The 272-nt window shown below is 51.5% G+C and carries 1 protein-coding gene; it reads left to right on the forward strand.

Translation table 11 applies throughout. The features are described from left to right. Positions 1-272 (forward strand): recombinase zinc beta ribbon domain-containing protein (locus tag DW826_RS18840; protein WP_242994162.1); only part of this gene is annotated, 272 nt, incomplete at both ends.

Consider the following 272-nt stretch of genomic DNA (forward strand, 5'->3'; position numbering starts at 1 on the left):
CATTATGTCCCGGAGGACGAATGGACGATTTTCGAGAATACCCATGAAGCTATCATTGACCAGCAGACCTTTGACCTTGTGCAGAAAATCCGTGGGAATGTCAGACGCTACCCGGACGGCTGGGGCGAAGCAGCTCCCCTCACAGGCTTGCTTTATTGTGCCGATTGCGGCGGCAAGATGTATGTCCACCGTACCAACAACGGCAAGCGTATTTCTCAATATACCTGTTCCCAATACAGCAAAGTCCCAGTTGGAAAGCTCTGCACGACACA

The organism is Clostridium sp. AM34-11AC, assembly GCF_003435375.1.
GTDB lineage: Bacteria > Bacillota > Clostridia > Lachnospirales > Lachnospiraceae > Pilosibacter > Pilosibacter fragilis.